The following is a 21,972-nucleotide window of genomic DNA, read 5'->3' on the forward strand; positions in this document are numbered from 1 at the left end:
CCGCCGGGCCGGGGGTCAGCTGCGGGCGAGCACGGCCGCGTCGAGCGCCTCGCGCATGGCGGCCTCCGGACCGGGACGCCCGGTCATGAGCTCGACCTGCGCGACCGCCTGCTGCAGCAGCATCTCCAGGCCGGACACGATCCGCGCCCCGGCCGCCGCCGCGCCGCCCGCGACCACGGTCGGCCACGGCGCGTAGACGGCGTCGAGCAGCACGGTCCCCGGCCGCCAGCGCGCACCGGCCAGTGCGTCGGCAGCCCCCGCCGGGAGGGTGGAGACGACCGCGTCGGCGCCCTCGAGCAGCCGCGCCGCGGCGGGCGGGTCGGTGAGCACCGCGTGCACCGTCACCTCGGTGCCGAGCCGCTCGGCCGTTTCGCGCAGCGCAGAGGTCCGCCCCGCGTCGCGGACCAGGACGTCGACGGCGTCGACCTCCATGTCGTGCAGCGCGGCGACGGCGGCCTGCGCGGTCCCGCCCGCCCCGAGCACCACGGCGCGCCCGCCCCCCGCGCCCGCGGCGCGCAGCGAGCGCGCGATGCCGGTGACGTCGGTGTTGTGCGCGGTCGCACCGGTGCCCTCGAACACCAGGGTGTTGCCGGCGCCGATCGCGGCCGCCCCCGGCGCGACGTGGTCGGCGACGTCGAGCAGCACCCGCTTGAGCGGCATCGTCAGCGACAGCCCCGCCCACTCCGGGCCGAGCCCGGCGACGAACCCGGCCAGGCCCGCCTCGTCGACCTCGTGTCGGTCGTAGTGCCAGCCGGTCAGCCCGAGCGCGGTGTAGGCGGCGTTGTGCAGCGCGGGCGAGAGCGAGTGGGCGATCGGGGAACCGAGGACGGCGGCGCGGCGGACGGGGGACGTGCTCATCCGAGCAGTATCCCGTGGCGGCTCAGACCGCCCGCGACGGCTCCCGCTGCGCGGCCCGCACGGTGCGCCGGGCCCGCGCCCAGCTCCACCAGCCGTGCACGACCAGCCCGGCGAACACGACGTAGACCGCGGCGGAGAACCACAGCCCCGAGGCCAGCTGCAGCGGCACGCCGACGGCGTCGACCAGCAGCCAGATCACCCAGAACTCGATGAACCGCAGGCCCTGGGCGAGGAACGCGACCGCGGTGCCGACGAAGATCGCGGCGTCCGGCCAGGGCGCCCAGCTGGCGTCGAGCGCCTCGAGGACCAGTGCCATCACGACGGTGCCGCCGACGAGCAGCCCGACCAGCCCGAGCCGCTGCGCGGTGCTCGCCTGGCGCACCGCGAGGCCGTAGACCGGGTCGCGCCTGCGCAGCCACGCGACGAGCCCGAACACCGAGATGGCCAGCACGATGACCTGCCGGAACGCCAGCCCGCCCAGGTGCGCCGAGGCGTAGACGGTGAACAGCAGCACGCAGGCCGCCATCTGCACCGGCCAGGTCGCGAGGCTGCGCCGGCGCGCCAGGAACACCACGGCGATGGCGCCGATCTGCCCGACGAGCTCGGCCCACGACACGAACTGCCCGAACGCGGTCAGCCCGTGGTGCAGCAGGAGGTCCACGACGGTCCCCTTCCCGGACGCGGCGGGCGCGTCCCGTGTCAGCAGACAACGACGGGGCCGGCCCCGCCCATCCCCACCCGGTCCGGTGTGAGCGGACCCACACCGGCCTCGGACCGGGTGGACGCCGAGCCGGTCGCGGCGCACCCGGGTGACCGCACGGCCGTCGACCGGCACCAGGACGGCGTCGTGCGGGTCGACTCCGCACCGCACCGGCTTCCGCGTCCGACCCCGTGGCGACGACGGTCCGCCACCGGGTGGGAGGCTGCACCGTGTGGGTGGTTCGGAGCGCACGGTCCTGGTCCTGGGTGGTCGCAGCGAGATCGGGCTGGAGGTCGCCGAACGGCTCGCCGCCGGGGACACCGACACGGTCGTGCTGGCCGCGCGCCGCCCCGGGGCGCTGACCGCGGAGGCCGCCCGGGTCCGGGCCGCGGGCGCCGCGGTGGACACCGTCGCCTTCGACGCCGACGACCTCGCCGGCCACCGCCCGCTGCTCGACGACGTGACGGCGCGCCACGGCCGGATCGACGTCGCCGTCGTCGCGTTCGGGATCCTCGGCGACCAGGCCCGCGCCGAGACCGACGCCGCGCACGCCGCCGCGATCGTGCACACCGACTACCTCGCCCAGGTGCACCTGCTCACCGAGCTGGCCCAGGTGCTGCGCGCGCAGGGGAGCGGGACGCTGGTCGTCTACTCCTCGGTGGCCGGCGTGCGGGTGCGGCGCGCCAACTACGTCTACGGCAGTGCCAAGGCCGGGCTCGACGGGTTCGCCTCCGGCCTGGCCGACGCGCTGCACGGGACCGGGGTGCGGCTGGTGCTGATCCGCCCGGGGTTCGTCGTCGGCCGGATGACCGAGGGGATGAGCCCGGCGCCGCTGTCGTCGACGCCCGCGCAGGTCGCCGACGCGACGGTGCGTGCTGTCCGGCGCGGGCGGGGCAACGCCGACGTCTGGGTGCCCGGCACCCTGCGGCTGCTGTTCCTCGGGCTGCGGCTGCTGCCTCGTGCCGTCTGGCGTCGGATGCCCCGTTAGCGACACGGTCTACAGGCGAATGGTGTCCCGCGATCTGCGTGTGGCACTTCCCCTGGAGTGACCGGGCTCATATCGTCGCGTGCGCATCCTGTTGGACGACGACGTCTGAGGTGAACCACCGTGGGACACACCCGTGGAGCAATCGTCCGGAGCGCTCCGGGCAAGTACGAGGTCGTCGACCTCGAACTCGACGAGCCGCGCCCCGGCGAGATCGAGGTCAAGATGGTCGCGTCGGGGCTGTGCCACTCCGACGACCACATCGCCACCGGGGACATCCCGGTCGGCACCTACCCGTTCGCCGGCGGCCACGAGGGCTCCGGCATCGTCACCCGCGCCGGGGCCAACAAGAAGGGCCTCAAGGAGGGCGACCACGTCGTCTTCTCGTTCCTGCCCTCCTGCGGGCACTGCCGCTGGTGCGCCAGCGGCATGCAGAACCTCTGCGACCTCGGCGCGGGCCTGCTCGCCGGCACCCGCTGGGAGGAGCCCACCACCCGCCTGCGGCTCGCCGACGACGGCACCCCGGTCGGCCAGATGTGCGGCATCTCGACCTTCTGCGAGACCACCCTGGTCTCCGAGGACTCCTGCGTGAAGGTCCCCGACGACATCCCGCTCGAGGTCGCCTGCCTCGTCGGCTGCGGCGTCGGCACCGGCTGGGGCTCCGCGGTCAACGCCGGCGGCGTGCAACCGGGCCACACCACGATCGTCATGGGCATCGGCGGCATCGGGATCAACGCGGTCCAGGGTGCCTCGCACGCGGGCGCGGCGAACATCATCGCCGTCGACCCGGTCGCGCTGAAGCGCGAGAAGGCCCAGGAGCTCGGCGCCACGCACGCGGTGGAGACGATGGAGGAGGCCACCGAGATCGCGAAGCAGTTCACCAACGGTCAGGGCGCCGACCAGACCATCGTGACCGTCGGCGTCGTGAAGCCCGACCACGTCGGGCAGGCGATGGCCTCGATCCGCAAGGCGGGCACCGTCGTCGTCACCGCGCTCGGTGACATCAACTCCACCGAGCCGCTGCCGGTGTCGCTGGCCGACGTCACCCTGTTCCAGAAGCGCATCCAGGGCGCGATGTTCGGCATGTCCAACCCGAACTGGGACATCCTGCGCCAGCTGGAGCTCTACCGCGCCGGCGCGCTGAAGCTCGACGAGCTGGTCACCACCACCTACACGCTGGACCAGGTCGCGACGGCCTACGAGGACATGCACGCGGGCAAGAACATCCGGGGCATCATCCGCTACTGAGCACTGGCAGGCTCCGGGGCATGGTCTACGTACTCGACGGACACAACGACCTGCCCTGGGCGCTGCGCGAGCTCTCCGGCGGCGACCCGGCGCGCGAGCCGGACGTCGCCGCCGGGGACCCGCGACTGCACACCGACCTCCCGCGGCTGCGGGCCGGGGGGGTCGGCGCCCAGTTCTGGTCGGTCTACGTACCCGGCGAGCTGGGCCACGACGAGGCGGTCACCGCGGTGCTCGACCAGGTGGACCGGGTGCGACGGCTGCTCGCCGCCCACCCGGACGCCCTGGCGTTCGCCGACACCGCCGACGACGTCGACGCCGTCGTCGGCTCCGGGCGGGTCGCCTCCCTGATGGGGGCGGAGGGCGGGCACTGCATCGCCGACTCCCTCGCCGTGCTGCGGGTCCTGCGCGGGCTCGGGGTCCGCTACCTGACCCTGACCCACAACCTGAACAACAACTGGGCCGACTCGGCCACCGACACGCCCCGCCACGACGGGCTGTCGGAGTTCGGCCGAGGGGTCGTCGCCGAGATGAACCGGATCGGCATGATCGTCGACCTCTCGCACGTCGCACCGGCGACGATGCACCACGCCCTCGCCGTCACCACCCGGCCGGTGCTGTTTACCCACTCCGGCGCCCGCGCCGTCACCGACCACCCGCGCAACGTCCCCGCCGACGTGCTGGAGGCCCTGCCCGGCAACGGCGGCGTGGTCATGGCGACGTTCGTGCCGCGCTTCGTCTCCGCCGCCGTGACCGAGTGGGACCAGCGGCTGGGGGTGGCGATGGCTGCCGTCCGCGCCGACCACCGCGACCTCGCCGCCCGCAACCGGTTCGTCGAGACCTGGGACGGGCCCGTGCAGCCGCGCGCCACCCTCGCCGACGTCGTGGCGCACGTCGAGCACCTGCGCGAGGCCGCGGGCATCGACCACGTCGGCATCGGCGGGGACTACGACGGCACCACCGACCTGCCCGACGAGCTCTCCGACGTCTCCACCTACCCGCGGCTGCTCGACGCGCTCGCCGACCGAGGCTGGAGTGCGGAGGACCTGGCGAAGCTGGCCCACCGCAACGCGCTGCGGGTGCTGCGCGACGCCGACGCCTGAGCGCCCCGGCGCGAGGTCACGGCGTCCCGGTGGGGCGTGGGCCGGCCAGCGCCGTCGCCGCCGCCGCCGCGATCCGCAGCGAGCCGACCGCCGTCGGGTGGAACGGGTCGGGGGTGGCGAGCCCCATGATGTCCGGCGGCATCCGGTCCCGGTCCGGGTCGCACAGCGGCGCCAGGGCCGGCGCGGCGGTGCCGAACCCGAAGCGGGCGGCGCCGTCGGCCAGCACGTCGTTGAGCCGGCGGTTCCGCTCGGCGAGCAGGTCGAGCTTGGCCTGGTCCAGACCCGGGGTGCCGGCCGGGCCGCGCATGTCCGCGCAGGTCGGGTCGAACCGGGCCGGGAACGGGTCGTAGGACAGGGTGACCACCACCCGGGGGCGCCCCGGCAGCGTGTCGAGGTCGGTGAACAGGGCGCCTACGTCGCGGGCGAACCCGGCGAGGCGGGACTCGAACTCGCCGTCGGAGAGCCGGTCGTCGCAGGTGGCGAGGCCGTAGCAGTACAGCAGGAAGTCCGACCAGGCCAGGTCGTTCGGGCCGACGGCGACGACCACCCACTGCAGGTTCCGGACCTGCTTGAGCCGCCCGACCTGCGGGTCGACGGTGACGCCCTCGCGCAGCTGCGGCCCGCGCAGCCCGGTCGCGACGCCCGCTCCGGCGCAGGCCAGGTTCAGGACGTCCTCGCCGCGCAGCCGGGCCAGCTCGGCGGCGGTGGAGTCGGTGCTGCGCCCGCAGGCGCGGTCCTCGGAGGTGACGGTGCCGTCGTCCTGCCGCAGCGGCGGGCCGCCGATCCGGGCCGCGCGGGAGTCCCCGATCACCGCGCCCGCGACCCCGGTGACCGCGGGCCCGACCGGCGACGGGGTGACCGTCGCCGCCCCGACCAGGTCGGTCAGCGAGGTGACCCTCCCCAGACCGGTGAGGGTGCCGTGCAGCGCGGCGACCCCGGCGCCCGCCCACAGCAGCACCGACGCGGTCACCGCGACGACGGTCATCCGCCCGATCGGCCCCGCCAGGTCGTCCCAGTGCACCGGCCGGTACCGGCCGGTGCGGGTCCGGCGCAGCGCCAGCAGCAGCCGTGCGGTCGCCATCAGCCCGCTGCCCAGCAGCGCGACCAGCACGATGCCCGCGGCGCCCCACAGGTACCAGGTCACGAACCCCTCACCGAGGTCGCGGACCGCGTCGCCCGCGCCGTCGACGGTGTGCGGGCCCAGCACCGGGCCGTTGTCGGCGGGCCGCTTCAACGGCCCGATCGACAGCCGCGGACGGATCGGGCCCCACACCTGCACGGTCGTGAGGTCGAACTCGGCGTTGCCGAGCTGGGCGATCTGCGCGGGCCCCGACAGCGTCAGGGGCGGCACCCGGGCGCCCACGCCGACGTCCTGGCCGAACACCTCGACGTGGTTCTCCGGCGTCAGCAGGATCACCAGCGGGACGCCGACGACGGCGATCAGCCCGAGCAGCGCCAGTGTGGGCAGCGACCGGGCCTCGCGCAGCAGCGCGCGGGGCCACGACCGGGAGGTGGGACGGGCGGCCACCGTCAGTGTGCGGGGCGGGACACGAGGTGGAGGGGCACGGCCCCATGGTGGCCCGGGGGACGGGCCGGAGTCACGGACGTCGTGGGGTGGCGTCGGACTCCCCGGCGGAGGCTCCCGGTGGGTGGCACCCCGGCGCGCGGCCGCGCTGTGTCAGGCTCCCGGGCTCCCCGGCGTCTGGATCCCCCGCAGCCGCGGGGCGAGCCGCGCCGCCGTGACGGCGTCGGCACCCTCCCGTTCGACGTCGTCCGCGAGGGCGTCCGCGTGCCCGGCCAGCCCGTCGAGGTCCAGCCCGGCCGGGACGGTGATGCCGAGCACGCGCCACAGCCGGACGCCCTCCGCGCCGCGGCGCAGCAGCGCGACGGCGCCGCGGGCGTTGCCGCGCTGGGCGTGGGTCAGCCCGACCGCGAGCTGCGCCAGCGCCCGCCACAGGTCGCGGGTGTCGTCGCCCGCGTCCTTCCAGGCACCCTCGAGGATCTCGTGGGCGTTGAAGGGCAGGCCCGAGTCGAGCAGGCGCTGCGCCTCGGTGACGGCGTCGGCGGGGGAGAGCGCCAGGTCCTCGGGCACCCGCCCGACGCCGGGCGCGCCGTGCGGGAGCGGACGCCCGGCGGCGTCGCGGGGGCGGGCGTTGCGGGCACGGCCCCGGTCGTCGCGGTCGCGGGAACGGGTCATGGCTGCGAGGGTGCCAGCTCTCCGGTTAGCGTGCGTCATGATCACCGAACTGTTCGACGTCCGCGGCAGGGTGGCCGTGGTCACCGGCGGCACCAGCGGCATCGGCCGCATGATCGCGGGCGGTCTCGCCGAGGCCGGGGCGCGGGTCTACGTCTCCAGCCGCAAGGCCGACGCCTGCGCCGACACCGCCGCGGAGATCGGCGGCACCGGCATCGCCGCGGACCTGTCGTCGGAGGACGAGTGCGTCCGGCTGGCCGCGGAGGTCGGGGAGCGGGAGGAGCGGGTGCACCTGCTCGTCAACAACGCGGGCGCGACCTGGGGTGCGCCGCTGGAGGAGTTCCCGGCGCACGCCTGGGACAAGGTGCTCGACCTCAACCTGAAGGCGCCGTTCTTCCTGACCCGGGCGTTCCTGCCGCTGCTGGAGGCCGCCGCGTCGGCCGAGGACCCGGCCCGGGTGATCAACATCGGCAGCATCGACGGGCTGCGCGTCCCCGAGCTGCCGAACTACAGCTACTCGGCCAGCAAGGCCGGGGTGCACCAGCTGACCCGGGTGCTGGCCCGCGACCTCGCCGGCCGCGGGATCACCGTGAACGCGATCGCGCCGGGGCCGTTCCCGTCGCGGATGATGCGCGCCACACTGGAGGCGGCGGGCGACGAGATCGCCGACTCCACCCCGCTCGGACGCCTGGGGAAGCCGTCGGACGTCGTCGGGGCGACGCTGTTCCTGGCCGGGGCCGCCGGGTCCTACGTGACCGGCGCGGTGCTGCCGGTCGACGGGGGGATCTGGACGACGCGCTGACCCGGCGCAGCACCCCGCCGCTCAGCCGGACTGGAGCGGCCCGAGCTCGGTGGTGAACCGGTCGAGGAACCCCGGCCAGTCCGCCACCGGCCCGGTCGGGCGCACCACGAACTTGGTGAGGCCTCCGTCGGCGTGCCGGCGGACCAGCTCGGCGACGCCGCCCCAGCCGTCGCCGACGATGTCGCGCCAGTCCGCATCCGGGCGTTGGGCCCCGGCCAGCGCGCGGGCGGGGCCGGGGTCCGCGCCGGGCGGGGCGACCCACAGGTTGGTGCCGTAGTGGTCGTCGTCGATCGTGCGGCCGGCGTCGCGGGCGGCGGTCTCGATGATCCCGCGGGCCCGGGCGGTCTCGGCGGGGGTGAGGAAGCTGGCGAGCCAGCCGTCGGCGAGCCGCCCGGCGCGCCGGAGCCCGGCGTCGGCGCGTCCGCCCAGCCACAGGTCGAGCGGGGCGGCCGGGCGGGGGAGGACGGCGGCGTCGTCGAGGGTGAAGAACTCGCCGTGGTGGGTCACGGAGTCCTCGGTGAGCAGCCGTCGCAGCACGACCAGCGACTCCTCGAACACTGCGCCGCGCCGGCCCGGGACGGGGTGCAGCTGCCGGTCGCAGGGCTGGGCGGCCTGCAGCCCGAACACCGGCAGGATCCGCCGGGGCGCGAGCACCGCCAGCGACGCGAGCTCCGAGGCGAGCAGCATCGGGTTGCGCCCGGGCAGCACCGTGACGCCGGTGCCGACCTTCAGGGTGCGGGTGCGCGCCGCGGTCCAGGTGCTGCCCACCATCGGGTCGACCACCGACTTCGACGCGATGTCGGCCAGCCACAGCGAGTCGACCGCGGAGGCGTCGAGGGCGTGGATCAGCTCGTCGAACTCGTCGGCGAAGGTGGGTAGGTGGCGGGCCCCGACGAGGCCGAGACCGATGCGGACCGTGCCGTGCGGGGAGTCGACCACTCACACACCGTAGGTGATCGGTCACTCGTCCGGGAACGTTCAGTCCGACTCGAGCGGCCCCAGCTCGGCGACGAACTCGTCGAGGAACCGGGCCCAGTCCCGCGCCGGAGCGGCGGGGCGCACCACGAACTTGGTCAGCCCGCCCTCGACGTGGCGGCGGATCTGCTCGGCGGCGCCGTCCCAGCCGCGGGCGACCAGCTGCTCGGGGTCGGCGTCGGGCCGCTGCTGGGCGGCCCGGTGCAGCGCGTGGTCGGCGGCGGCGCCGGACCCGTCGCCGGGCAGCACGACGGTGACGTTGGTGCCGTAGTGGTCGTCGTCGATCGCCCGGCCGGCGTCGCGGGCGGCAGCCTCGATGACGGTGCGGGCACGGGCGGACTCGTCGGGCGTGAGGAAGCTGCCCAGCCAGCCGTCGGCGAGCCGGCCGACCCGGCGCAGCCCGACCTCCGCGCGACCGCCCAGCCACAGGTCGAGCGGGCGGGCCGGGCGCGGCGCGACGGTCGCGTCGTCGAGGGTGAAGAACTCGCCGTGGTGGGTCACCGACTCCTCGGACAGCAGCCGTCGCAGCACTACGAGGGACTCCTCGAACACCGCGGCCCGGGTACCGGGGACGGGGAACAGCTGGCGCTCCGACGGCGTCGCCGCGCGGATGCCGAACGCGGGCAGGATCCGGTTCGGCGCCAGCACCGCCAGTGACGCGAGCTCGGCCGCGAGCAGCATCGGGTTGCGGCCGGGCAGGATCGTGACACCGGTGCCGACCTTCAGCGTCCGGGTCCGGGCGGCCGCCCAGGTGGTGCCGACCAGCGCGTCGACGCCGGGGGCGGAGACGAGGTCGGGCAACCACAGCGAGTCGATGCGCGCGCGTTCGAGGGCGTCGACGAACTCGTCGAACTCCGAGCCGGGGTCGGTGGCACGAAGCCCCACCGAGCCGACGCCGATGCGGACCTTGCCGTGCGGGGACGTCACCACGTCGGTCGACGCTACCCCGCGTCGGGGCTCCGGCGCGGGTCGCGGCCGCTGTTGCCGAGCGCCCGGTGGAACGGCGGCGCATCGGCCGGGACCGGGACCACCGGCCCGAACAGACCCTCCCGGGACGCCTCCTGACCGGGCGCTGACATCGCGGTGGTGAACTCCAGGACGGCGGCGACGGCGTCGTCGTCGGGGGAGAACGGGCGGCCGGTGGCCACGGCGAGGTCCCAGCCGTGCAGGACCAGCTCGTCGAGGGCGATGACCCCGGCGACGTCGGCGGGCAGGTCCAGACCGCCCGCCGCGGTGAAGCCCTCCCAGGCGGCCGGCTCGCGCCACGCCTGCGCCAGCGCGGTGAGCCGGGCCGGGATCGCGGTGCGCCAGTCCGCGACGAGGTGCGCGGCGTCGGCGCTCGGCGCGGTACCCGCGGCCTCGGGGGACTTCTGCGCCGCGACCCGGAACGCCCACGCCAGACCGTGCACGTGGTCCAGCAGGGCGGCGACGGTCATGCCGTCGCAGGGGGTCGGGTCGTCGAGCTGGTCGTCGCGGACACCCGTGACGACGTCGGCGACGGCGCGGGCGGTCGGGGCGAGATCGAGCACGGTGGCCACCTCGGGTCGGGTCGGTGCCCCACGGTCGCGGGGCCCTGCCTGCTCCGACCGGCCGCGGCGCGCCGACTCATCGCCCCGTATGTCTTTCGACACCTGGTAGAAGGTGGTGCGGCGGATACGGCAGAGTGGACTCCGACGTCCCGTCCGCCTGGAGGAAGCACCCGTCATGAACGACCCGTCCCTCGTCGCCAAGGCCTTCCGGGTCGTGGCGGTCGCCGAGGCGCTGTCCTGGACCGGCCTGCTGATCGGCATGTTCTTCAAGTGGATCCTGGCCACCACCGAGGTGGGGGTGCAGGTGATGGGCCCGATCCACGGGGCGCTGTTCGTCGCCTACGTGCTGGTCACACTGTGGACCGCGCGGATGTTCCGCTGGGACCTGCGCACCACCGTGATCGGCCTGCTCGCGAGCATCCCGCCGCTGACGACGATCTGGTTCGAGCGCCACGCCGGGGTCACCGGCCGCCTCGACCCGGCCCGCGGCCGGCCCATCGCCGGCTGAGTCCTCCCGGATTCCCGTGCCGCTCTTGACGGCTGAGGTAAGCCTAGGCTAACTTCAGCGCGTCGCTTCGTGGTGGGAGCGGCGCGTCAGTTCGGGAAACACGGCCCGGCCGCATCGACCACAGCGGCCGGGCCGTCCCGCGTTCCGGGCGGGTGTCGTGCCCGGCTCGGCGGAACGCGCCGGGGGGTCGGCCGCGACTCTCGATCGCCTCCCGGCTCTCCGGGGGAACCCGCTCCTGCCCACGGCTTGACAGTGTAGGTAAGCCTTGGCTAAGTTTCACGTGTCGCTTCGTGGTGGGAGCGGCGCGTCAGTTCGGGACGAGGGCCCGGTCGCTCGACCACGGCGACCGGGCCCTCATACGTTCCCGGTTCCTCACGCGTCCGGGTGGGCCAGCGCCCGGTACACCGGCCGCAACGCGTCGGTCAGCCGCCCGCCGCCCGCCCGCAGCGACGGCTCGGGCACCTGGTCCAGCACCGCGCCCGGCTCGGTGTCCGGCGGCCGCGGGGGAGCGGACCCCGCCGCGCCGTCCCAGAAGCGGTCCAGCAGGTCCGCCAGCGGGGCCGGCCCAGCCGGTGCGGACGGGTCGTCGCCGCTGTCACGCTCGGCCCGCAACCGCTCCAGCAGCGCGTCCCGGTCGCGTCCGCGCAGTGTGAGCAGGGTGAACGGGTCGGTGTCGCAGCGCTCGGCGAGCACGTAGAACACCGCGGCCAGGTGCTTGCACGGCACCGTGTGGTCGGGGCACGAGCAGTCCTGCGACAGGTCGGCGCCCGCGGCCGGGAACAACGACAGCTCCAGGCCGTCGAGCAGCTCCTCGATCTCCGGGGGCACGGTCCCCGACAGCAGGGCCGCGGTGTACCAGGCGTCGGCGGCCAGGGCCTGCTCCACGCGCCGCCACTGCGTCTTGTCCCAGACCCGCAGCCCGATCCGGACCCGGTACGGCTGCGGCCGGGTGCCCTGCACCAGCGCGACCACGGCGCCCGCGTCGACGTCGAGGGACACGATCTGCCCCGACCGGGCGTAGCTGCGGCCACGCGAGAGCCGCCCGCCGACGCCGAGCTGCTCCAGCACCGCCAGGAACCGCGCCGACCACCAGGTCCGGGCGACCGCGCCCGCCGCCGCGTGGATCCGGATACCGCCCTCGACGCGGCGCGGCGGCCCACCGGTGAAGTCCTCCTGCGCCCAGAACGGCCGGTCACTCATCGGCGTCCCCCGTCTCCTCGTCGAGGTCGGCCACCGCGTCCGAGCCGAGCGCGAACACCGCACGCAGCTCGGAGGTCGACAGCGACGTCAGCCAGTCCTCCCCGCCGGTCACCACCATGTCCGACAGCGACCGCTTCGCCGTGACCAGATCCTCGATCCGCTCCTCGACCGTCCCCGGGCACACGAACCGGCGCACCTGCACCGCGCGCCGCTGCCCGATCCGGAACGCCCGGTCGGTGGCCTGGTCCTCCACCGCCGGGTTCCACCACCGGTCCAGGTGGATCACGTGGTTCGCCGCGGTGAGCGTGAGCCCGGTGCCGCCCGCGCGCAGCGAGAGCAGGAACAGCGACGGTCCCTCCCCGGACTGGAACCGGGCGACCATTTCGTCGCGCCGCTTCTTCGGGGTGCCGCCGTGCAGGTAGAGCACCTCGGTGTCGAACCGCGCCGACAGGTGCGGACGCAGCATCGCAGCGAACTCCGTGTACTGGGTGAACAGCAGCGCCCGGTCCCCGGCGGCGAGCACCGGCTCCAGGATCTCCTCCAGCCGGGCGACCTTGCCCGAGCGGTGCCGCCCGCCGCTGCGGTGGATCGGGGACCCGTCGTGCAACAGCTGCGCGGGGTGGTTGCAGACCTGCTTGAGCTTGCTCATCGCGGCCAGCACGTTGCCGTGGCGCTCGATGCCGTCGCTGCCCTCGATCTTCTCCATCATGTCGTCGACGACGGTCCGGTACAGCGACGCCTGCTCCCGGGTGAGCCGGTGGTCGGCCACGATCTCGATCTTCTCGGGAAGATCGTCGATCACCGTGGGGTCGGTCTTGACCCGCCGCAGCAGGTAGGGCCGGGTGATCCGGCGCAGGGTGCGGGCCGTCCCGGCGTCGCGGTGGCGCTCGATCGGCACCGCGAACCGCTGCCGGAACACCTCCGGCACCCCGAGGACGCCGGGGTTGAGGAAGTCCATCACCGACCACAGCTCCGCCAGCCGGTTCTCCATCGGGGTGCCGGTCAGCGCGACCCGGTGGCCGGCGTCGAACGACCGCATCGTGCGCGACGCCGCCGCGTGCGCGTTCTTGATCATCTGGGCCTCGTCGAGGACGAGGCGGTGGAACCGCCACGCCCGCAGGTCCTCGGCGTCGCGGGTCGCGGTCGCGTACGTGGTGACGACGAGGTCGGCCTCGCCCAGCCGGGCGTGCAGGGCCTCGCCGCGCGGGCGGGCGGCCCCGTGGTGGGCGTGCACCCGCAGGCCGGGTGCGAACGTCGCGGCCTCCCGCTGCCAGGTGCCGACCATCGACATCGGGCACACGATCAGGGTCGGGGCGCCGGTCGGCCCGCCGGACCGGTCGTGGGCCTCCAGGGCCAGCAGCTGGACGGTCTTGCCCAGCCCCATGTCGTCGGCCAGGCACGCCCCCAGGCCCAGCGACGACAGGAACGCTAGCCACGCCACCCCGCGCTCCTGGTAGGGGCGCAGCGTCGCGGTGAACCCCGGCGGCGCCGGCACCGGCGTCAGCGTCCGCTCGGCGGTGCCCTCGAGCAGCGCCCCGAGGTGCCCGCGGGCGGACACGTCGGTCACCGGGAGCGGGGCGCCCGCGTCGCCACGGGCCGCGGCCAGCACCTCGCCGACGGTGGGTGGCCGGTCCCGGTGGCGGCGCAGGAAGTCCAGTCCCTGGGCCAGCGCCTGGGCGTCGACGGCGACCCAGCGCCCGCGCAGCCGGACCAGCGGCGCCTTCGCCGCCACCAGCGCGGCGATCTCGGACTCGCCCAGCTCCTCGTCGCCGACGGCGAGCGACCAGCGGAACTCCGCCAGCTCGTCACGGCCCAGCCCGCCGCGGGTGATCACCCCCGGCGCCGGGGCCGACGACGCCGACAGCCGCAGCCCCAGCGGGCGGCGCCCGTCCCACCCGCGCGGAAGCGCCACCCCGAACCCGGCCGACAGCAGCGCGGGCGCGTCCCGGGTGAGGAACCGGTGGGCTCCGGTGACGTCGAGCTCGAGCCCGGTCGGGCGGGCCCGGCGCAGTGCGGGCACCAGCCCGGGCAGCACCTGCGCGGCCCGCCCCAGCTCGGCCAGCAGCACGTCCTGCGCGCCGGACACCAGCGCGTCGGCCTCCCCGGCCCACACGCCGGCCGCGTCGAACACCAGGCTCGGGTCCTCGGTGGAGCGCAGCGCGAACTGGAGCTCCCACCGGGTGCCGTCGCCGGTCTGGTCGTCGAGGTCCGGGCCGGGGTCGGCCGGGTCGTGCAGTGTGGAGACCTCGGCGAGCCGGAACAGCGCGGTGGCGGCGCCGGGCTGCTCGCGGCCGACGTCGTCCCACACGGCCAGTGCCTCGCGCAGCACCCGCAGCCCGGCGCCGACCGCGGGCAGGTCCGCCGACGGACCGGTCAAGGCGTGCAGCAGCGCCGCCGGGGCGTCCGTGCGGGCGGGCAGCGGGACGGGCATCGCGGCGCTGCGCCCCAGCCGCTCGCGGACGGCGGCGTCGGTGAACCGGGCGAGCGCGGCGTCGACCAGGGTGTCCGGGTCCTGCCCGGCGACGTCGCCGGGGCGGCGCTGCTCGGCCCGCGCGACCGGGGGCAGCCGCCGGACGAGGTCGGCGCGGGCGACCGCGTCGAGACCCTGGACGACCGGGCGCCAGCGCGCCGCGGGGCGGCCGGACTCGGTGAGCAGGACCGGCAGCACCCGGCCGCGGGCCGCGAGTTCCTCGGCGAGCCGGGCGAGGTCGGCGAGGTGGGCGAACCCGGCGCCGTAGCGGACCTCGTCGGAGGGGTCGGTCAGCTCGGAGGGGTCGACGACGACCGCGGGCACCGTCCACGGCGCCAGCGTCGGCGTGCCCCGGCTCCGGGTGCGTGGCCGGGACCGGACCAGGCCGGGGGAGTCCTGCGGGCCCGACGGGTGCGAGGGCAGCAGCACCGTCACCGACGCCGGCTTGCCCGGATGGATCGCGGCCAGCTCGTCCGACGGCACCGCGAACGGGTGCGGCCGCGCCGTGCGCAGCGACCGGCGGTCGGTGCGGGGGGTGCGCTCGCCGTCCTCCGCCCACAGCAGGACGCCCCGGGTGGGGGAGTGCAGGGCGTGGACGACGAACACACCCCCACGCTAGAGGCGACCCCCGACAGCGACCGCGTGCAGGAGCCCGGCCGCGGCCGCGCACGCCTCGTCGGTGATCACGTGCTCGTCGCCGTCGTCGATCCGCAGGTCGACCCGCGCGCCGCCGGCGACCAGCAGCGATGCGGTGTCGGAGACCCGGTGCGCGGGCACCCACGGGTCGCGCGAGATCGACCGCAGCACCGCCGGGGTCGGGGCCAGCGCCCCGGCCGGCGGCGCCGGGACCGGGTCCGGACCGACGAACCCGCCGGTGAACAGCACCAGCCCCGCGCACGGGCGCGGGTCGCGCACCAGCAGGTGGTGCGCGGCCAGGCAGGCGCCCTGGGAGAACCCCCACAGCACCACCCGGTCCCGGCCGACACCGGCGTCGGCGAGCCGGGCCAGCTCGTCGTCGACGATGCCCAGGGCGCGCAGCAGCGCGTCGCGGTTCTCGTCGAACGGCTCCAGGAACGGCTTCGGGTACCAGCTGCCGTCCGGCGCCGGCGGGGCGACGAACCGGGCGGGCACGTCCCCGAACCGGGCCGCGGTGGCCCGCATGTCGTCGGGGTCGCGGCCCCGCCCGTGCAGGGCGAGCACGACCAGCGGCGCGTCCGGATCCCCCCAGGTGGCCATCAGCCCTCGATCGGTTCCAGCTTGGCGAAGATCTCCTCGCGCCGGTGCTCGAACTGCTCGGGCAGCTGGAACCGGGTGCCGAGCTCCTGCGGGGACTCGTCGCAGGTCCAGCCGCCCTCGTCGTGGGTGACGGCCAGCTCGAACAGTGCCCCGCTCGGCGTCCGGACGTAGACGCTCTTGAAGTACTTGCGGTCCTTGAGCTCGGAGATGTCGGTGTAGCCGGCGCCCTCGATGTCGAACTTCACCGCGTCCTGGTTCGCCAGGTCCGACACGTTCCACGCGAAGTGGTGGTAGGTGCCCGCGCCGTAGCGCCAGGTGCCCTGGTCGTCGTGCCGGTTGACGGTGATCTCCAGGTGGTTGCCGACCTTCGCGTCGCCGATCCGCAGGCCGAACACGTCGCCGTCCTCGGCGGGGTCGCCCTGGGCGAAGAACGAGGTGTCGGCGAACTCGACCATCCGGTCCGGGGTGGTCATGTGCACGCCGACGCCGTGGATGCCGTGGATCGCGTGCTCGGCCGACACGCCGTTGCCCTCGTAGCCGCGGCGCGGGTCACCGGCGTTCGCGACGAACTGGTACTCGATGCCCGACGGGTGGGCGAACGCGAGCCGCCGCTGGTCGAACCGCTCGACGTCGCTGACCTCGACGTCGTGGGCGCGCAGCCGCTGCGCCCAGAAGTCCAGCGAGCCCTCCGGCACCGACAGCAGGACCTCGCGGGCCTGGTTGGTGCCGCGGGTGCCGAACTGGCCCGCCTGCGCCCACGGGAACGTGGTGACCACGCTGGACGGGTCGCCGTCGGCGTTGGAGTAGTAGAGGTGGTAGATCGGCAGGGAGCCGTCGAACAGGACGGTGCGCTTGATGAAGCGCATGCCGAGGATCTTCGTGTGGAAGTCGACGTCCTCCTGGGCGCCGGCGACGGACAGGGTCACATGATGGGAGCCTTCGACATGAGCCACGTGCGCAGACGCTAGGAACGCGGCGGCCGCGGCACATCGCCGACGGGCGCAGACCGCTGTCGTCCGCGTGCACGCCCGCACCGGCCCGGTGGGCGGCTGCTGCGTGACTAGGCTGGGTGCGGCCACCAGCACGACCAGGAGCCGCCGATGACGACCGTCGCCGACCGTCCCACCGACTCCGGACCCGGTTCCGGACCCGACGGCTCCGGACCCGTCGGCGTCTCCTTCACCACCGTCACCGGCGACCTGCCCGCCCCCGGTGGCGACCGCCTGGTCCTGGTCGTGGCGCTCGCGGGCAGCGCGCTGCTCGGCGACGGTCAGCCGCTGGTTCCCGGGCGATGGGCGCTGCTGGACCCGGCCCGCCCGGGCACCCCCACCGCGGACGCCGCGTTCCGCGCGCTGTGCGTGTCGTTCCCCCGCGACCGCGTCGAGCCCCGCGGCGAGCCGCTCACCGGGGTGGCGGGCACCGCGTTCGACGCGGGCCCCGGCCTGGCCGGCTACGTGTGCGACACCCTGCGCCATCTCGACGCGCACCGGCTCGCGATGGGCCCGCACGCCGCCGTCGCGGTGCGCCACGCCGTGGACCTGGTCGGGGTGCTGCTGCGGAGCACGGCCGGTGCCGAGCCCGCCTCGCACTGCGACCTGCTGGACCGGATCAAGGCCTACGTCGAGGCGCACCTCGGCGACCCGGACCTCGCCCCCGCCGGGATCGCCGCCGCGCACTTCGTGTCCGCGCGCCACCTGCACAACCTGTTCGCCGGGACCGGGACGAGCGCCGCGGCCTGGATCCGTGCGCGGCGGGTCGAGATGTGCCGGCGCGACCTGGCCGACGCAAGCCTGGCCGACGTGCCCGCCGCGGCCATCGGGTCGCGGTGGGGGTTCCGCGGGCCCTCGCACTTCGGGCAGGTGTTCAAACGCGCGACGGGCCTGACCCCGGCGGCCTACCGGGAGGCCAGCAGCTCGTCGAGCCGCTCGTAGCCCTCGTTCACCCCGACGTCCATCCCCGAGGCGAGCATCGCGTCGCGGGCGGCGAACGAGTCGTACAGCGACTGCGCGACCAACCGGGTCCGCCCGCCGGGCAGCGGGGTCAGGGTCATCGTCTCCAGGCAGACGCTGTCGCGGAAGCCCTCGAAGGCGACGGTCTGCACGATCCGCTCCGGGGCGCGGACCTCGTGGAACGAGCCGAAGAAGCGGTACTCGCCGCCGTCGTCGGCGTGGGTGTAGCGGTAGCCGCCGCCGGTCTCGGCGTCCCAGCGGTGCACCGTCATCGTCAGCCCGCGCGGCCCCAGCCAGCGCACGACCTCGTCCTCGTCGACATGGGCGTCGAAGACCCGCTCCGGGGGTGCGTCGAACTCCCGGGTGATGCGGATCGCGGGCAGGTCGTCCACGGTCTCGATGGCGGTGCCGCGGGTGCCGCGGGTGCCGGTGGTGCTCATGCCGTCTCCTCGTGCTCGGTGGGTGCGGACTCGTCGGCGAGCAGGTCGTCGAGGCGCGCGTAGCGCTCCTCCACCTGCCGCCGGTACCGCTCGATCCAGGCCGTCATCAGGTCGAAGACCTCCGCCTCGAGGTGCACCGGACGACGCTGGGCCTGCCGGCTGCGCCGGACCAGCCCCGCGTCCTCCAGTACCCGGATGTGCTTGGAGACGGCCTGCACGGAGACGTCGTAGGGCTCGGCCAGCTCGTTCACGGTCGCGTCGGCCGTCGCCAGCCGGGCCACCATGTCGCGCCGGATCGGGTCCGCCAGTGCGGCGAAGACCCGGTTCAGCCGGTCCTCCACGTCTCCTCCTCGTTCAACCTCGCGGTTGAATACACCGTAGCGCGGGGAGGGCTCGTGTTCAACCCGTCAGTTGAACGAGCCGGGGAGGGAGCCGTGCGGCACGTAGTCCGACGGCACCACGCCGAGACGGCCGCGCTGGTAGTCCTCGAACGCCCGCTGCACCTCCTCGCGGGTGTTCATCACGAACGGGCCCGCCCACGCGACGGGCTCGCGGATCGGCTGCCCGCCGAGCACCACGACGTCCAGCGCCGGGTGACGGGACTCCTGCCCCGTGCCGCCCTCGACCGTGATCAGGTCCCCGGGCCCGAACACGGCGAGCTGGCCGGTGCGGACCGGGCGTCGGTCCGCACCGACGGTGCCGGACCCGCTCAGTACGTAGACAAGCGCGTTGTAGGGCCGCGGCCAGGGCAGCCGCAGCTGTGCGCCGGGGGAGACGGTGGCGTGCACCATCGCCATCGGGGTGTGGGTCGAGCCCGGTCCGGACGCGCCCGCCACGTCGCCGGCGATGACCCGCAGCAGCGCGCCGCCGTCGAGCGTGGTGACCAGCGCGGACTCGCCGCCCCGCAGGTCCTGGTACTTCGGCGGCAGCCACTTGTCCGCGCGCGGCAGGTTCACCCACAGCTGCAGTCCGTGGAACAGCCCGCCGCTGCGCACCAGCGACTCCGGTGGGCGTTCGATGTGCAGCAGGCCCGAGCCCGCGGTCATCCACTGGGTGTCGCCGTCGGTGATGGTCCCGCCGCCGCCGTGGCTGTCACCGTGCTCGAAGGTCCCGTCGATGATGTAGGTGACGGTCTCGAAGCCGCGGTGCGGGTGCCACGAGGTGCCCTTCGGCTCGCCCGGGGCGTACTCGACCTCGCCCATCTGGTCCATGTGCAGGAACGGGTCGAGGTCGCGCAGGTCCACCCCCTGGAAGGCGCGGCGGACCGGGAAGCCCTCGCCCTCGTACCCGCGCGGAGCGGTGGTGACGCTGCGGACGCCCCGGTCCAGGTCGGTCGGGCCGGGGACGGGCACACGGGGCAGGGCGCTGACGTCGGCGACGGAGACGGCGGGCATCGGGACCTCCACGGTCGGTGGTTGTTGCACGATCAACGACCGCGCTGGCGCCCGGATTCCCGGGGGGCCAGACTGATCGCCATGACGGAGCTGTCGACGGTGCTGTCGGACATGTCCTTCCTCGAGGGCCCACGCTGGCACGACGGGAGGATCTGGGTCAGCGACTTCTACACCCACCGGGTGCTCTCGGCCCGTGCCGACGGGTCGGACCTGCGCACCGAGGCCGAGGTGCCCCAGCAGCCCTCCGGCCTGGGCTGGCTGCCCGACGGCAGGCTGCTGATCGTGTCCATGCGCGACCGGCGGATCCTGCGCCGCGAGACCGACGGCACCCTCGCCACCCACGCCGACCTGTCCGGCCACGCCGAGCACGTCCTGAACGACATGGTCGTCGACGGCGGCGGCGGCCTCTGGGTGGGCAGCTTCGGCTTCGACCTGATGAACGGTGCCCCGCGGGCCGCCGCGCCGCTGCTGCGCGTCGCGCCGGACGGGAGCGTGTCGGTCGCGAGCGAGCCGCTGCACTTCGCGAACGGACCCACGCTGTCCGGCGGGGACCTCGTCGTCGCCGAGACCTTCGGCAACCGGATGTCCGCCTTCGCGGTCGGCGACGACGGCACGCTCGGCCCGCGCCGGGACTGGGCGCTGTTCGGTCCGCCGTCGGCCGCCGAGGACCCGTTCGACGCCATCGCCGAGCTCACCGTCGCCCCGGACGGCATCTCCGCCCCCGACGCGGAGGGTGCGATCTGGGTCGCCGACGCCATCGGCAACCGGGCGATCCGGGTCCGCCCCGGCGGGATGGTCGACGGCGAGGTCTCCACCGGCCAGGTCGGCACCTACGCCTGCGCACTCGGCGGCGACGACGGCCACACCCTGTTCCTCTGCACCGCCCCCGGGTTCGCCGAGCACGAGCGCCGTGACACCCGCCTGGCGCGGCTGCTCGCCGTCCGGGTGGACGTCCCGGCGGCCTGAGACCTGTGCCCTCCCTCGACGAGACCGCTGCCCGCTCGCTGCTGACCGGCGCGCGGGTGGCGCGGCTCGCGACGATCCGCGCCACCGACGGCACCCCGCGCCTGGTGCCGGTCACCTTCGCGCTCGTCGACGGGCTGGTGGTGTCCGCCGTCGACGACGTCAAGCCCAAGCGGCACCGCCGGCTCGCGCGGCTGCGCGACGTCGAGGCCGACCCACGCGTCGCGTTGCTCGCCGACCACTACGACGACGACTGGTCACAGCTGTGGTGGGTGCGCCTGGACGCCACCGCGACGATCCACGACGACGGCGACCTGCACTCCCGCGCCGTCGCGGCCCTGGCCGCCCGGTACGCCCCCTACGCCGCCCGGCCACCCGAGGGCCCGGTGCTGGCCCTGACCCCCGTCCGCTGGACCGCCTGGACCGCCACCCCCCGCCCGTGAGCACAGGCTCGCGCGCGGAACCGCTCCCCGCGCGCAGTACGTCGCGCGCGCACCGCGGTCCCGCGCGCGGACGCGAGATCATGGGCCGGGCCGGTCAGGGGAGGGTGCGCAGGAACGCCGTCACCGCCGAGAGCGTCTGCTCGGGCAGCTCCAGGTGGGGCTCGTGCCCGCAGGACAGCTCGGTGAGGGTCACCGGTCCCGACGCCCGTTCGGCGACCGCGTGGACGTGCACGGCGCTGCCGTACGGGTCGTCGTCGCCCTGGACGGCGAGAACCGGCGCGGTGATCCCGGGCAGGGTGTCGCGGACGTCCCAGTCGGTGAACTCCTCGGCCAGCCACATGTCGTTCCACCCGCGGAACGCGGCGTCCGGGTCGTCGTGGTGGCGGGCCATCCGGGTGCGGAGGTCGCCGTCGTCGAACGCGGTGCGGGCGGCCCGGATCGCGGTGAGGGCGAACGGCTCGGTCAGCACGTGCGGGGCGAGCACGACCACCCCGGTGACCGGCATCGCCGCGGCCGCGAGCAGCGCGATCGTGGCGCCGTCGGAGTGTCCGACGAGGACCGGGTGCTCCAGGTCGAGCGCGGCGCACAGGGCCGGGACGGTCGTCGTCGCCTCGGTCGCCATGAACGCCGTGGTCCGCGGGGTGCGGGGGCGGTCGGAGCGGCCGTGCCCGAGCCGGGAGTACGCGACGGCCCGGCGCCCGGACGCGGCCGCGACCCGCTCGGGGAACCCACGCCACAGACCGACCGACCCGAGCCCCTCGTGCAGGAACAGCAGCGGCGCACGGTCGTCGCCGGGGTCACCGGTGTCGGAGTACTCGTGGCGCAGGCCGTCCAGTTCGAGCAGAGACGTCGCAGGCACATCACGATCGTAGTGCTCGCTGTTGCGCCGTCCGGAACGGTCGTGAAGGCTCGTTCGCGTGATTCCCGACCTCCGGCTGACGTCGCGTCTGGACGTCGACCTGTGCCGGATGTGGTCGT

General features: G+C 75.1%; 23 protein-coding genes. 8 read left to right on the forward strand and 15 right to left on the reverse strand.

What is annotated here, in order from left to right:
- Positions 1-15: 15 nt before the first annotated feature.
- Positions 16-858: a shikimate dehydrogenase gene (locus tag DMP15_RS14180; RefSeq protein WP_073574601.1), complete on the reverse strand. Its 843-nt coding sequence runs from the start codon at positions 856-858 to the stop codon at positions 16-18.
- 22 nt (positions 859-880) lie between these two features.
- On the reverse strand, positions 881-1,519 hold the full coding sequence (locus tag DMP15_RS14185; protein WP_073575265.1) for a nicotinamide mononucleotide transporter family protein: 639 nt from the start codon (positions 1,517-1,519) through the stop codon (positions 881-883).
- A gap of 271 nt (positions 1,520-1,790) precedes the next feature.
- On the opposite strand from DMP15_RS14185, the gene DMP15_RS14190 reads away from it, so the two are divergent.
- The 3 genes from DMP15_RS14190 (at position 1,791) to DMP15_RS14200 (ending at position 4,891) form a co-directional block, all read left to right on the forward strand.
- Complete coding sequence (locus DMP15_RS14190) at positions 1,791-2,546, forward strand: SDR family NAD(P)-dependent oxidoreductase (RefSeq protein ID WP_073574602.1); 756 nt, start codon at positions 1,791-1,793, stop codon at positions 2,544-2,546.
- Positions 2,547-2,666: 120 nt separating this feature from the next.
- Entirely contained in the window at positions 2,667-3,791 is a 1,125-nt protein-coding gene (locus tag DMP15_RS14195) for an NDMA-dependent alcohol dehydrogenase (protein ID WP_073574603.1), read from the forward strand.
- 20 nt (positions 3,792-3,811) lie between these two features.
- On the forward strand, positions 3,812-4,891 hold the full coding sequence (locus DMP15_RS14200) for a dipeptidase (protein ID WP_073574604.1): 1,080 nt from the start codon (positions 3,812-3,814) through the stop codon (positions 4,889-4,891).
- A gap of 16 nt (positions 4,892-4,907) precedes the next feature.
- Here DMP15_RS14200 and DMP15_RS14205 read toward each other — a convergent pair whose 3' ends face one another.
- Together DMP15_RS14205 and DMP15_RS14210 are read right to left on the reverse strand one after the other, a co-directional pair.
- On the reverse strand, positions 4,908-6,419 hold the full coding sequence (locus tag DMP15_RS14205; protein ID WP_073574605.1) for a GDSL-type esterase/lipase family protein: 1,512 nt from the start codon (positions 6,417-6,419) through the stop codon (positions 4,908-4,910).
- Positions 6,420-6,569: 150 nt separating this feature from the next.
- A complete protein-coding gene (locus DMP15_RS14210) occupies positions 6,570-7,088 on the reverse strand; it encodes a DUF309 domain-containing protein (protein ID WP_139282725.1) in 519 nt (172 codons plus the stop codon).
- A 37-nt stretch (positions 7,089-7,125) separates the two neighbouring features.
- On the opposite strand from DMP15_RS14210, the gene DMP15_RS14215 reads away from it, so the two are divergent.
- Positions 7,126-7,887: an SDR family oxidoreductase gene (locus tag DMP15_RS14215; RefSeq protein WP_073574607.1), complete on the forward strand. Its 762-nt coding sequence runs from the start codon at positions 7,126-7,128 to the stop codon at positions 7,885-7,887.
- 21 nt (positions 7,888-7,908) lie between these two features.
- On the opposite strand, the gene DMP15_RS14220 is transcribed toward DMP15_RS14215, so the two are convergent.
- Genes DMP15_RS14220 through DMP15_RS14230 form a run of 3 tightly spaced genes read right to left on the reverse strand, consistent with a single transcriptional unit; the run spans position 7,909 to position 10,391 of the window.
- On the reverse strand, positions 7,909-8,826 hold the full coding sequence (locus DMP15_RS14220) for a TIGR03854 family LLM class F420-dependent oxidoreductase (protein ID WP_073574608.1): 918 nt from the start codon (positions 8,824-8,826) through the stop codon (positions 7,909-7,911).
- Positions 8,827-8,865: 39 nt separating this feature from the next.
- A complete protein-coding gene (locus tag DMP15_RS14225) occupies positions 8,866-9,792 on the reverse strand; it encodes a TIGR03854 family LLM class F420-dependent oxidoreductase (protein ID WP_337826010.1) in 927 nt (308 codons plus the stop codon).
- 11 nt (positions 9,793-9,803) lie between these two features.
- Complete coding sequence (locus tag DMP15_RS14230) at positions 9,804-10,391, reverse strand: TIGR03086 family metal-binding protein (RefSeq protein ID WP_174565857.1); 588 nt, start codon at positions 10,389-10,391, stop codon at positions 9,804-9,806.
- 175 nt (positions 10,392-10,566) lie between these two features.
- Between DMP15_RS14230 and DMP15_RS14235 the strand changes: the two genes are divergently transcribed.
- Positions 10,567-10,899, forward strand: a complete 333-nt coding sequence (locus DMP15_RS14235) for a DUF3817 domain-containing protein (RefSeq protein WP_073574610.1) — start codon at positions 10,567-10,569, stop codon at positions 10,897-10,899.
- Positions 10,900-11,271: 372 nt separating this feature from the next.
- Here the strand turns inward: DMP15_RS14235 and DMP15_RS14240 are convergent, their stop codons facing one another.
- The 4 genes from DMP15_RS14240 to DMP15_RS14255 are packed head-to-tail and all read right to left on the reverse strand — an operon-like array spanning position 11,272 to position 16,758.
- On the reverse strand, positions 11,272-12,099 hold the full coding sequence (locus DMP15_RS14240; protein ID WP_073574611.1) for an SWIM zinc finger family protein: 828 nt from the start codon (positions 12,097-12,099) through the stop codon (positions 11,272-11,274).
- A complete protein-coding gene (locus DMP15_RS14245) occupies positions 12,092-15,175 on the reverse strand; it encodes a DEAD/DEAH box helicase (protein ID WP_337826011.1) in 3,084 nt (1,027 codons plus the stop codon). The genes DMP15_RS14240 and DMP15_RS14245 overlap by 8 nt, the downstream gene beginning before the upstream one ends.
- A 9-nt stretch (positions 15,176-15,184) precedes the next feature.
- A complete protein-coding gene (locus tag DMP15_RS14250) occupies positions 15,185-15,805 on the reverse strand; it encodes an alpha/beta hydrolase (protein ID WP_073574613.1) in 621 nt (206 codons plus the stop codon).
- Positions 15,805-16,758, reverse strand: coding sequence for a VOC family protein (locus DMP15_RS14255; RefSeq protein ID WP_073574614.1), 954 nt, complete (start codon positions 16,756-16,758; stop codon positions 15,805-15,807). The genes DMP15_RS14250 and DMP15_RS14255 overlap by 1 nt, the downstream gene beginning before the upstream one ends.
- Positions 16,759-16,905: 147 nt before the next feature.
- Here DMP15_RS14255 and DMP15_RS14260 point away from each other — a divergent pair, with 147 nt between their 5' ends.
- Positions 16,906-17,736, forward strand: a complete 831-nt coding sequence (locus DMP15_RS14260; protein ID WP_073574615.1) for a helix-turn-helix domain-containing protein — start codon at positions 16,906-16,908, stop codon at positions 17,734-17,736.
- On the opposite strand, the gene DMP15_RS14265 is transcribed toward DMP15_RS14260, so the two are convergent.
- From DMP15_RS14265 to DMP15_RS14275, 3 genes are all read right to left on the reverse strand, one after another.
- Entirely contained in the window at positions 17,700-18,194 is a 495-nt protein-coding gene (locus tag DMP15_RS14265; RefSeq protein ID WP_073574616.1) for an SRPBCC family protein, read from the reverse strand. The two genes, DMP15_RS14260 and DMP15_RS14265, sit on opposite strands and share 37 nt — an antisense overlap.
- The gene (locus DMP15_RS14270) at positions 18,191-18,535 is read right to left on the reverse strand and encodes an ArsR/SmtB family transcription factor (RefSeq protein WP_062395752.1); all 345 of its coding nucleotides are present in this window, start codon (positions 18,533-18,535) and stop codon (positions 18,191-18,193) included. Before DMP15_RS14270 ends, DMP15_RS14265 begins: the two co-directional genes overlap by 4 nt.
- Before the next feature lie 66 nt (positions 18,536-18,601).
- Positions 18,602-19,588, reverse strand: coding sequence for a pirin family protein (locus DMP15_RS14275; RefSeq protein WP_337826012.1), 987 nt, complete (start codon positions 19,586-19,588; stop codon positions 18,602-18,604).
- Positions 19,589-19,669: 81 nt separating this feature from the next.
- Between DMP15_RS14275 and DMP15_RS14280 the strand changes: the two genes are divergently transcribed.
- Together DMP15_RS14280 and DMP15_RS14285 are read left to right on the forward strand one after the other, a co-directional pair.
- On the forward strand, positions 19,670-20,554 hold the full coding sequence (locus DMP15_RS14280; protein WP_073574617.1) for an SMP-30/gluconolactonase/LRE family protein: 885 nt from the start codon (positions 19,670-19,672) through the stop codon (positions 20,552-20,554).
- 5 nt (positions 20,555-20,559) lie between these two features.
- Positions 20,560-20,994, forward strand: coding sequence for a TIGR03668 family PPOX class F420-dependent oxidoreductase (locus tag DMP15_RS14285; RefSeq protein WP_073574618.1), 435 nt, complete (start codon positions 20,560-20,562; stop codon positions 20,992-20,994).
- Between the two features lie 94 nt (positions 20,995-21,088).
- On the opposite strand, the gene DMP15_RS14290 is transcribed toward DMP15_RS14285, so the two are convergent.
- On the reverse strand, positions 21,089-21,853 hold the full coding sequence (locus DMP15_RS14290) for an alpha/beta fold hydrolase (RefSeq protein WP_073574619.1): 765 nt from the start codon (positions 21,851-21,853) through the stop codon (positions 21,089-21,091).
- Between the last annotated feature and the right edge of the window lie 119 nt (positions 21,854-21,972).

The sequence above is a fragment of the Pseudonocardia sp. UM4_GMWB1 genome, from assembly GCF_017312155.1.
Taxonomy (GTDB): Bacteria; Actinomycetota; Actinomycetes; order Mycobacteriales; family Pseudonocardiaceae; genus Pseudonocardia; species Pseudonocardia alni.

What these genes read in the sequence shown, in the direction of transcription:
- DMP15_RS14200 (WP_073574604.1), top strand. Translation starts at nt 3,812, where the DNA reads ATGGTCTACGTACTCGACGGACACAACGACCTGCCCTGGGCGCTGCGC.
- DMP15_RS14235 (WP_073574610.1), top strand. Translation starts at nt 10,567, where the DNA reads ATGAACGACCCGTCCCTCGTCGCCAAGGCCTTCCGGGTCGTGGCGGTC.
- DMP15_RS14215 (WP_073574607.1), top strand. Translation starts at nt 7,126, where the DNA reads ATGATCACCGAACTGTTCGACGTCCGCGGCAGGGTGGCCGTGGTCACC.
- DMP15_RS14280 (WP_073574617.1), top strand. Translation starts at nt 19,670, where the DNA reads ATGACGGAGCTGTCGACGGTGCTGTCGGACATGTCCTTCCTCGAGGGC.
- DMP15_RS14250 (WP_073574613.1), bottom strand. Translation starts at nt 15,805, where the DNA reads ATGGCCACCTGGGGGGATCCGGACGCGCCGCTGGTCGTGCTCGCCCTG.
- DMP15_RS14210 (WP_139282725.1), bottom strand. Translation starts at nt 7,088, where the DNA reads ATGACCCGTTCCCGCGACCGCGACGACCGGGGCCGTGCCCGCAACGCC.
- DMP15_RS14275 (WP_337826012.1), bottom strand. Translation starts at nt 19,588, where the DNA reads ATGCCCGCCGTCTCCGTCGCCGACGTCAGCGCCCTGCCCCGTGTGCCC.
- DMP15_RS14260 (WP_073574615.1), top strand. Translation starts at nt 16,906, where the DNA reads ATGACGACCGTCGCCGACCGTCCCACCGACTCCGGACCCGGTTCCGGA.
- DMP15_RS14240 (WP_073574611.1), bottom strand. Translation starts at nt 12,099, where the DNA reads ATGAGTGACCGGCCGTTCTGGGCGCAGGAGGACTTCACCGGTGGGCCG.
- DMP15_RS14180 (WP_073574601.1), bottom strand. Translation starts at nt 858, where the DNA reads ATGAGCACGTCCCCCGTCCGCCGCGCCGCCGTCCTCGGTTCCCCGATC.
- DMP15_RS14265 (WP_073574616.1), bottom strand. Translation starts at nt 18,194, where the DNA reads ATGAGCACCACCGGCACCCGCGGCACCCGCGGCACCGCCATCGAGACC.